Source organism: Nostoc sp. (assembly GCF_036917635.1).
Taxonomy (GTDB): domain Bacteria; phylum Cyanobacteriota; class Cyanobacteriia; order Cyanobacteriales; family Nostocaceae; genus Nostoc.
In genome coordinates this window covers 21,276-27,428 of record NZ_JBALCW010000054.1, presented here as the reverse complement: position 1 = coordinate 27,428, position 6,153 = coordinate 21,276, and the positions used below count along the sequence as shown (strand labels likewise).

Here is a 6,153-nt window from a genome sequence, read left to right as displayed (position 1 = left end):
GGCGACTTCTCAACCACCCCACTTCTTAATTAACCTGCGGTTAATGTTAGTCGGAGGTGTTTTCGTCGTCCCCCGGCTATCCATCCCCTGAGCTACAGACGGATGGGGAATTCCGCCGAATTAGTTAAAGGGGACTGAGCAAGTCGAAAGTGTCCCCAGTCCCCTTCACACCTTTCGCATATTTTGACTGATAGGGTCAAAACCTCTAGAAAACCGTGTACTCTCATCGTAGTAAGCGCCAGTCAGATTTGCTCCATACAACTTAGCATAGTTGAGTTTTGCTCCCCGAAGATTTGCTTCATTGAGTTTGACACCGCTCAAATTAGCTCTGGTCAAGTTTGCTTTGGCTAAGTTAGCTCTACTCAAATCTGCTCCCCAGAGTTTAGCTTTAGCTAGGTTGGCTCCACTCAAGTCACAACCCCATAAATTGATTCCAGGCAAATAGGCTCCAATCAACTTGTCCCTACTCAAGTTGACGGCTGGAAAATATCTTTCTCCTGCGGCAAAACGCCGTTTTAATTCCTCAGCATTCATGTGAAGCGTTCACCTTCTTTAGCAATACAGAAGTTATTTGTTCCCATTCCTGGCTTAGTTCTCCTGAAAACTCTGGCTGACCACTGCGACGATACCAGAAATTGGCATTCTTCAAATCGCCTTCTTTGCGGTGCAGGTAAGCATGAGCCCAGGCACTATCAGCATCGTTGGCATTTTGAACTATTTCATGAGCTTTGTTCCAATCACCTTGCTTGTCATACCACATTGCTTGCAGAGCTTTTGGCAGTGTCTGAGGACATGAGCGCTGCTTTTCGATCAATCGCAGGAATTCCTCTGTATTCACGATCGCTACCCAACAAAAATTAAACTTTTATCCTTAAGATACTCTTCAGCTTAAGGTCTTTCTATTGTAACCGCCATAGTATAGGTTGTTTATTTAATATCTGTAATCACTATGTTTAATTACGCCTACCTACTTAATAGAGCAATTTATTCCTTTTAATATTCGGGCAGGGGTCATTTTTGTTGCGGCAATTAGTGGAATTATCTTCAGCTAAAAAACATCTAATTTGCATAATCTAATTAAATATAATTCTTGTGGGGTGGGCAACATGAGCGCCCAGATGATGCAATTTAAATGTGGCCCCGCTGATTAACTCTTACAGCTAATTTATGATCGCGCAAGCGAGTAGTTAAGCATACCGGATCGTTAAAATTGCTAAAGAAGTCATTTTTAGCAGCTTTAATTGTAAGATAACTTCAACATGAGATTCTATTTAACAAACTTCGGCGCTTTTTTGTCCCCAGCTTATAACAAGCCGTAAGTATGTGGAGAGCGGTGTCTAAATCCCCGTTACAAAACTGTACTTCCGACTTCCGACTTCCGACTTCCGACTTCTTTATATTATTCTCTTACAGAAAGAGCCATGGCCTTTAAAACAGCAACAGAACATCTGATCCTCCTAAAAGGTGTCAGCAAATCTTATCAACAGCCCAACGGCCAGCAGATTGTCATCCTAGAAAATATCAGTCTTGAGTTGCGACCGGGGGAGATAGTTGCATTGCTAGGCCCTTCCGGTTCAGGGAAATCTACTTTAATGCGGATCGTTGCTGGGTTGATTCCCGCCACTCAAGGTGAAGTGATATATCATAATCGTCCCTTAGTTGGTTTAAATCCTGGGGTAGCAATTGTTTTTCAAAGTTTTGCTCTTTATCCTTGGTTAACTGTACTGGAGAATGTGGAACTTGGTTTAAAAGCAAAAGGAGAACCCCCAGATTCTCGACGGCAAAAGGCGCTGAAGATGATTGATATTATTGGTTTGGATGGGTTTGAAAATGCCTATCCCAAAGAGCTTTCTGGGGGAATGCGTCAGCGAGTTGGATTTGCTAGAGCTTTGGCTGTAGAACCAGAACTGTTATGTATGGATGAGCCGTTTTCGGCATTGGACGTGCTGACAGCAGAAAACTTGCGTTTTGAGTTATTAGATTTGTGGTTAGAACGTCGGATACCCACCCAAGCTATTCTCATTGTCACCCACGGGATTGAGGAAGCGGTAATTATGGCAGATCGGATTATTGTTCTAGGACGCAATCCGGGAAGAATTCGGGCTGATTTACCTGTGACTTTACCCCATTACCGCGATCGCAAACACCCAAGTTTCCAAGCCCTGGTAGATCAGGTTTATACAATTATCACCAACCCAGAATTAGAAAAAATTCAGCCCCCAGCTACTACCTCTGTAACAGATGCAACACCACCAGCAAAATATCAGTCTTTGCCAGCCGTGCGAATTGGTTCTATTGCCGGTCTTTTGGAAATTTTAGAAGATCGTCAAGAAAAAGATTTATCTCGGCTTACCCAAGAATTGCAACTAGAAGTAGATGATATTTTACCAATTGTAGAAGCTGCAAAATTAATGGATTTTGTAGAACTCGCAGAAGGCGATATTAGCTTGAAGCCAATCGGGCAACAATTTATCAATGGTGGTATTGACGATCGCAAACAAATCATCCGATCGCAACTCTTAACTCATATTCGTTTAGTACAGCAAATTTACCGTCTTCTAGAAGCGAAAAATAATCAACGTATTCCAGAAGAATTGGTTTTGGATATCCTAGAAAGTCACTTTAGCCCACAAGAAGCCGAACGACAATTAAAAACCGTCGTTGATTGGGGTCGTTACGCCGAGATATACGGCTATGATGAGCCATCGGGACAAATATTTTTAGAGCAAGTTGTTAGTCATTAGACATCTCCGAAAAAGAATGTATAGACGCGAAATTTCGCGTCTATACAAGGGTTCTGAATAACGCATATTTAATTTCTGGAGATGTCTATTAGTCATTTGTCATTTGTCATTTGTTATATCAAGTCCGGTTAATCACTTATGATTCCCGCATCTGTGTAAAAATTTAAAAAGCCTCTTTCCCCCAGTAATAACTGTGGTCTAAAAGATAAGTCTTTAGCCGGCCACGATATTATTTGTTATTCTCCTTTCATGTGCCTCTACTCCCTACTTATATGACTCGACCACTCACTCCTGCTAATAAAACTCTGGGACGTAGTAATTGGACTTGGCAAGATGGATTGCTGATTATGGTGATTTTATCTTTTATTGTGGCAATTATTAGAACTGCTTCACAATTTAGCGGTACTTTTCAACCTGAACTGACAATTTCTACAAACATCAATGCTTTGCCAGGATATGCAGCCCAAAGCCTAATCCGCATGGTTCTTGCTTACTTTTTATCCCTAATTTTCACCCTATTGTATGCCTATAGTGCTTATCGCTCCCGAATGGCAGAACGGATTTTAATTCCGATGTTGGATATTCTGCAATCGATTCCAGTATTGTCTTTTTTACCAGGTGTGGTGCTGGCTTTGATTGCCCTGTTTCCGGGTCAGAGAATTGGTGTAGAACTAGCAGCGATTTTGCTAATTTTTACAGGCATGACTTGGAATATGACTTTTAGTTTTTACCAATCTCTCCAAAGTATTCCGCAAGAATTACTAGAAGCAACGCGGGTTTATCGGCTTAATCCCTGGCAACGCTTTTGGACGTTGGAGTTACCATCTGGTGTAATTGGTTTGGTATGGAATAGTGTAATGTCGGTGGCTGGAGGTTGGTTTTTTTTAATAGCTATTGAGTCATTTACCTTGGGGAATAAAGATTTTCGTTTGCCTGGATTAGGCTCTTTTTTAGGCACAGCAGCCAATCATGGAGACTTTAAAGCTATATTCTGGGGCTTGGGGCTGCTGATTGGGATTATTGTGATAACTGATTTTTTTGTGTGGCGGCCACTTATTGCTTGGGCAGAAAGATTCAAGTTAGAGATGCTTGAAACAGAAAATGCACCCCAATCGTGGGTATTGGATATTTTCAGGCGATCGCCTACTTTACGCGCAATTAGTAAACGGGTTTTTCAGCCATTACAAACAGTCCTAGACAACAGTTTAATTAGCTCGTTTCCCGTGCGTTCTGTACCTGTAAATGCCAAAGGGAACCTAAATTTGCCGAGTTTTTTAAATTGGGTATTTGTTAGCGGTTTCACCTTAATTGTGCTGTGGGGTACTTGGGAAGCCGTACTACTATTACGGACTTTAGGCTGGGATGATTGGCAACAAGTAATAAAGGGCGCTATGTTAACAGCCTTGCGGGTAATAATTGCTTTGATATTATCCCTGTTGTGGACAGTACCCGTGGGAGTAGCAATTGGTCGCAATCGACGGTTAGCTCAAGTATTGCAACCATTAGTCCAAATCGCCGCTTCTGTACCGGCAACAGCCTTATTTCCAGTGCTGCTGCTAGGTTTAACCCGCATCGCTGGTGGTTTGCAAATTGGTGCGATCGCTCTAATGATGTTAGGAACAATGTGGTATATCCTGTTTAACGTCATTGCTGGGGCGCAGTCTATCCCCTCAGACCTGATCGAAGCAGCTTGGGTATATAAACTATCAACTTTGCAGCGTTGGCGAACCTTAATTTTACCTGCAATCTTTCCCTACCTAATTACAGGAATTATTACCGCTGTTGGCGGCGCTTGGAATGCCAGTATCGTTAGTGAGTACGTCGCATTTCAAGGGCGAGTAATTAGTACTCCCGGATTAGGGGCAACAATTTCTCACGCCACAGCTACAGGCAATTTCTCTCTATTGTTAGCTTCAACTGTAGTCATGTCTCTTTTAGTAGTCCTAACCAATCGTTTGGTTTGGCGACCACTTTACAATCTAGCTCAAGAGAAATATCAATTATTGGTTTAATTCCTTCTTCTCTCTGTGTCTCTCTTGCCTCTGCGGTTCTTTAAAAAAAGAGCTTAACTTAAATGTATTGATTTATATTTAATAGTCTGACGTATTTTAAGTAAGTGGGTCAAATTAAATATAAAACCTCACCCTCTATCCGGCTGACCCCGACAATATTAAGGAGAGGGATTGAGGGTGAGCTTTGATCTTATATTTAATTATGCCTACCTACTTAATACAGACTTAGTTTATCTAGGAAAGCGTAAATAATTAAAGGTTTAAGACTTGATCCTCCCTAACCCTCCTTAAAAAGGAGGGAATTAGAGCAAGTTTTTTCTTTGACTCTACTTGACTGGAATAAGTTCAAACTCGAAAGTACCGATCAAACGGTCATCAATATAGACCTCTATTCTATACTTACCAAGGGGATCGCCAGGAGCGATCGTCCAAAAATTCTCAATCACACCGTCTGGAGCCGACTGTGTGCGCCGTGTCACAGATGTAGTGCCATCTGCTGATATTGAAAAGTCTTCACCGTTGTCTGTACCCCAAGTTTCTGGAGGTTTTGGTAAATGCAAGACTTCGCGCCATTTCACTTCCCCTTGGTAGTCTTTGAGTTTAATCCGCCATCCGTAGGCGTTTCCTTGCTGAAGTGGCACTCTCGTTGTCCGTAAAATGGTAACGTTACCTTTGGAGTCAACTCTCTTCAGCCCGAACTCGGTGTTACTAAGAGTAATCTGTTTTGTATTCGTTGGCGCTGGAGATGATATGGCATTTTCTATCAAAACAGAAGTCGCGTTGATTGGCTTAGAATCTATGGCTCCAAATATTAAGCAAGAAGAAACTAGCACAGCAGTAGTAGCCCAAATTCTCATTAGTATGGTTTTCCTATCAGACTTTTGGTACTTATTCAAGTAATCTGACATGTTTTCCGGGTCAAGGCTATCTATGGTTGGACAAAGACGAAATTGCTTTTAGTAATTGCCAGATTCAGGAACTCAGCGAAAACTCGGATTAGATTAATAAGCGCGATCGCTAAACATCATAACCCGTCACTACTCATCCCTGAAATTCTCAAGTATCAGGTAAAAGAGTCAGATTTAGTGGGTGATAGAGAATGGTTTCTAGAGTTAACCCGTCAACTGCATAAAAGTAGAGCGATCGCTGTTGGGGGTATACTCAGGCAGTATATGCGCGAATTAGAGGATAAAAACCAAGACCTCATTGATGAAAGTGAAGAAACAGAGGAGGTGGATGGAGAAAGTTTGTTTTTTAGATGGGAGCGCTTTTCTCAGTCGTCTTTAGACGAATGAGTGCTATTAGACTCAGAATTCATTCTGAGGCCGGCTAGATAAGAATGAAATAGCCCTGGATGGTGTCCCCCTAGTTAGTCAAATTAAAAGACCTGTCCCTCT

General features: G+C 41.9%; 6 protein-coding genes. 3 read left to right on the top strand and 3 right to left on the bottom strand.

Going from position 1 to position 6,153, the window contains the following annotated elements; all coding sequences use genetic code 11:
* Positions 1 to 165: 165 nt before the first annotated feature.
* A complete protein-coding gene (locus V7K32_RS14505) occupies positions 166 to 534 on the bottom strand; it encodes a pentapeptide repeat-containing protein (protein WP_334994296.1) in 369 nt (122 codons plus the stop codon).
* Positions 524 to 838 carry a hypothetical protein gene (locus tag V7K32_RS14500; RefSeq protein WP_334994294.1) on the bottom strand — a complete coding sequence of 105 codons (315 nt, stop codon included), beginning with the start codon at positions 836 to 838 and terminating at the stop codon, positions 524 to 526. Before V7K32_RS14500 ends, V7K32_RS14505 begins: the two co-directional genes overlap by 11 nt.
* A gap of 583 nt (positions 839 to 1,421) precedes the next feature.
* Between V7K32_RS14500 and V7K32_RS14495 the strand changes: the two genes are divergently transcribed.
* On the top strand, positions 1,422 to 2,744 hold the full coding sequence (locus V7K32_RS14495; protein ID WP_334994292.1) for an ABC transporter ATP-binding protein: 1,323 nt from the start codon (positions 1,422 to 1,424) through the stop codon (positions 2,742 to 2,744).
* A gap of 272 nt (positions 2,745 to 3,016) precedes the next feature.
* Positions 3,017 to 4,756 carry an ABC transporter permease gene (locus V7K32_RS14490; protein WP_334994290.1) on the top strand — a complete coding sequence of 580 codons (1,740 nt, stop codon included), beginning with the start codon at positions 3,017 to 3,019 and terminating at the stop codon, positions 4,754 to 4,756.
* Between the two features lie 326 nt (positions 4,757 to 5,082).
* Here the strand turns inward: V7K32_RS14490 and V7K32_RS14485 are convergent, their stop codons facing one another.
* Positions 5,083 to 5,613, bottom strand: a complete 531-nt coding sequence (locus V7K32_RS14485; RefSeq protein ID WP_334994288.1) for a hypothetical protein — start codon at positions 5,611 to 5,613, stop codon at positions 5,083 to 5,085.
* A gap of 93 nt (positions 5,614 to 5,706) precedes the next feature.
* Between V7K32_RS14485 and V7K32_RS14480 the strand changes: the two genes are divergently transcribed.
* Positions 5,707 to 6,051 (top strand): protein rep, encoded by a 345-nt coding sequence (locus tag V7K32_RS14480; protein WP_334994286.1) that lies wholly within the window; start codon positions 5,707 to 5,709, stop codon positions 6,049 to 6,051.
* The last annotated feature ends 102 nt before the right edge of the window (positions 6,052 to 6,153 follow it).

What these genes read in the sequence shown, in the direction of transcription:
- V7K32_RS14505 (WP_334994296.1), bottom strand. Translation starts at nt 534, where the DNA reads ATGAATGCTGAGGAATTAAAACGGCGTTTTGCCGCAGGAGAAAGATAT.
- V7K32_RS14495 (WP_334994292.1), top strand. Translation starts at nt 1,422, where the DNA reads ATGGCCTTTAAAACAGCAACAGAACATCTGATCCTCCTAAAAGGTGTC.
- V7K32_RS14490 (WP_334994290.1), top strand. Translation starts at nt 3,017, where the DNA reads ATGACTCGACCACTCACTCCTGCTAATAAAACTCTGGGACGTAGTAAT.
- V7K32_RS14485 (WP_334994288.1), bottom strand. Translation starts at nt 5,613, where the DNA reads ATGAGAATTTGGGCTACTACTGCTGTGCTAGTTTCTTCTTGCTTAATA.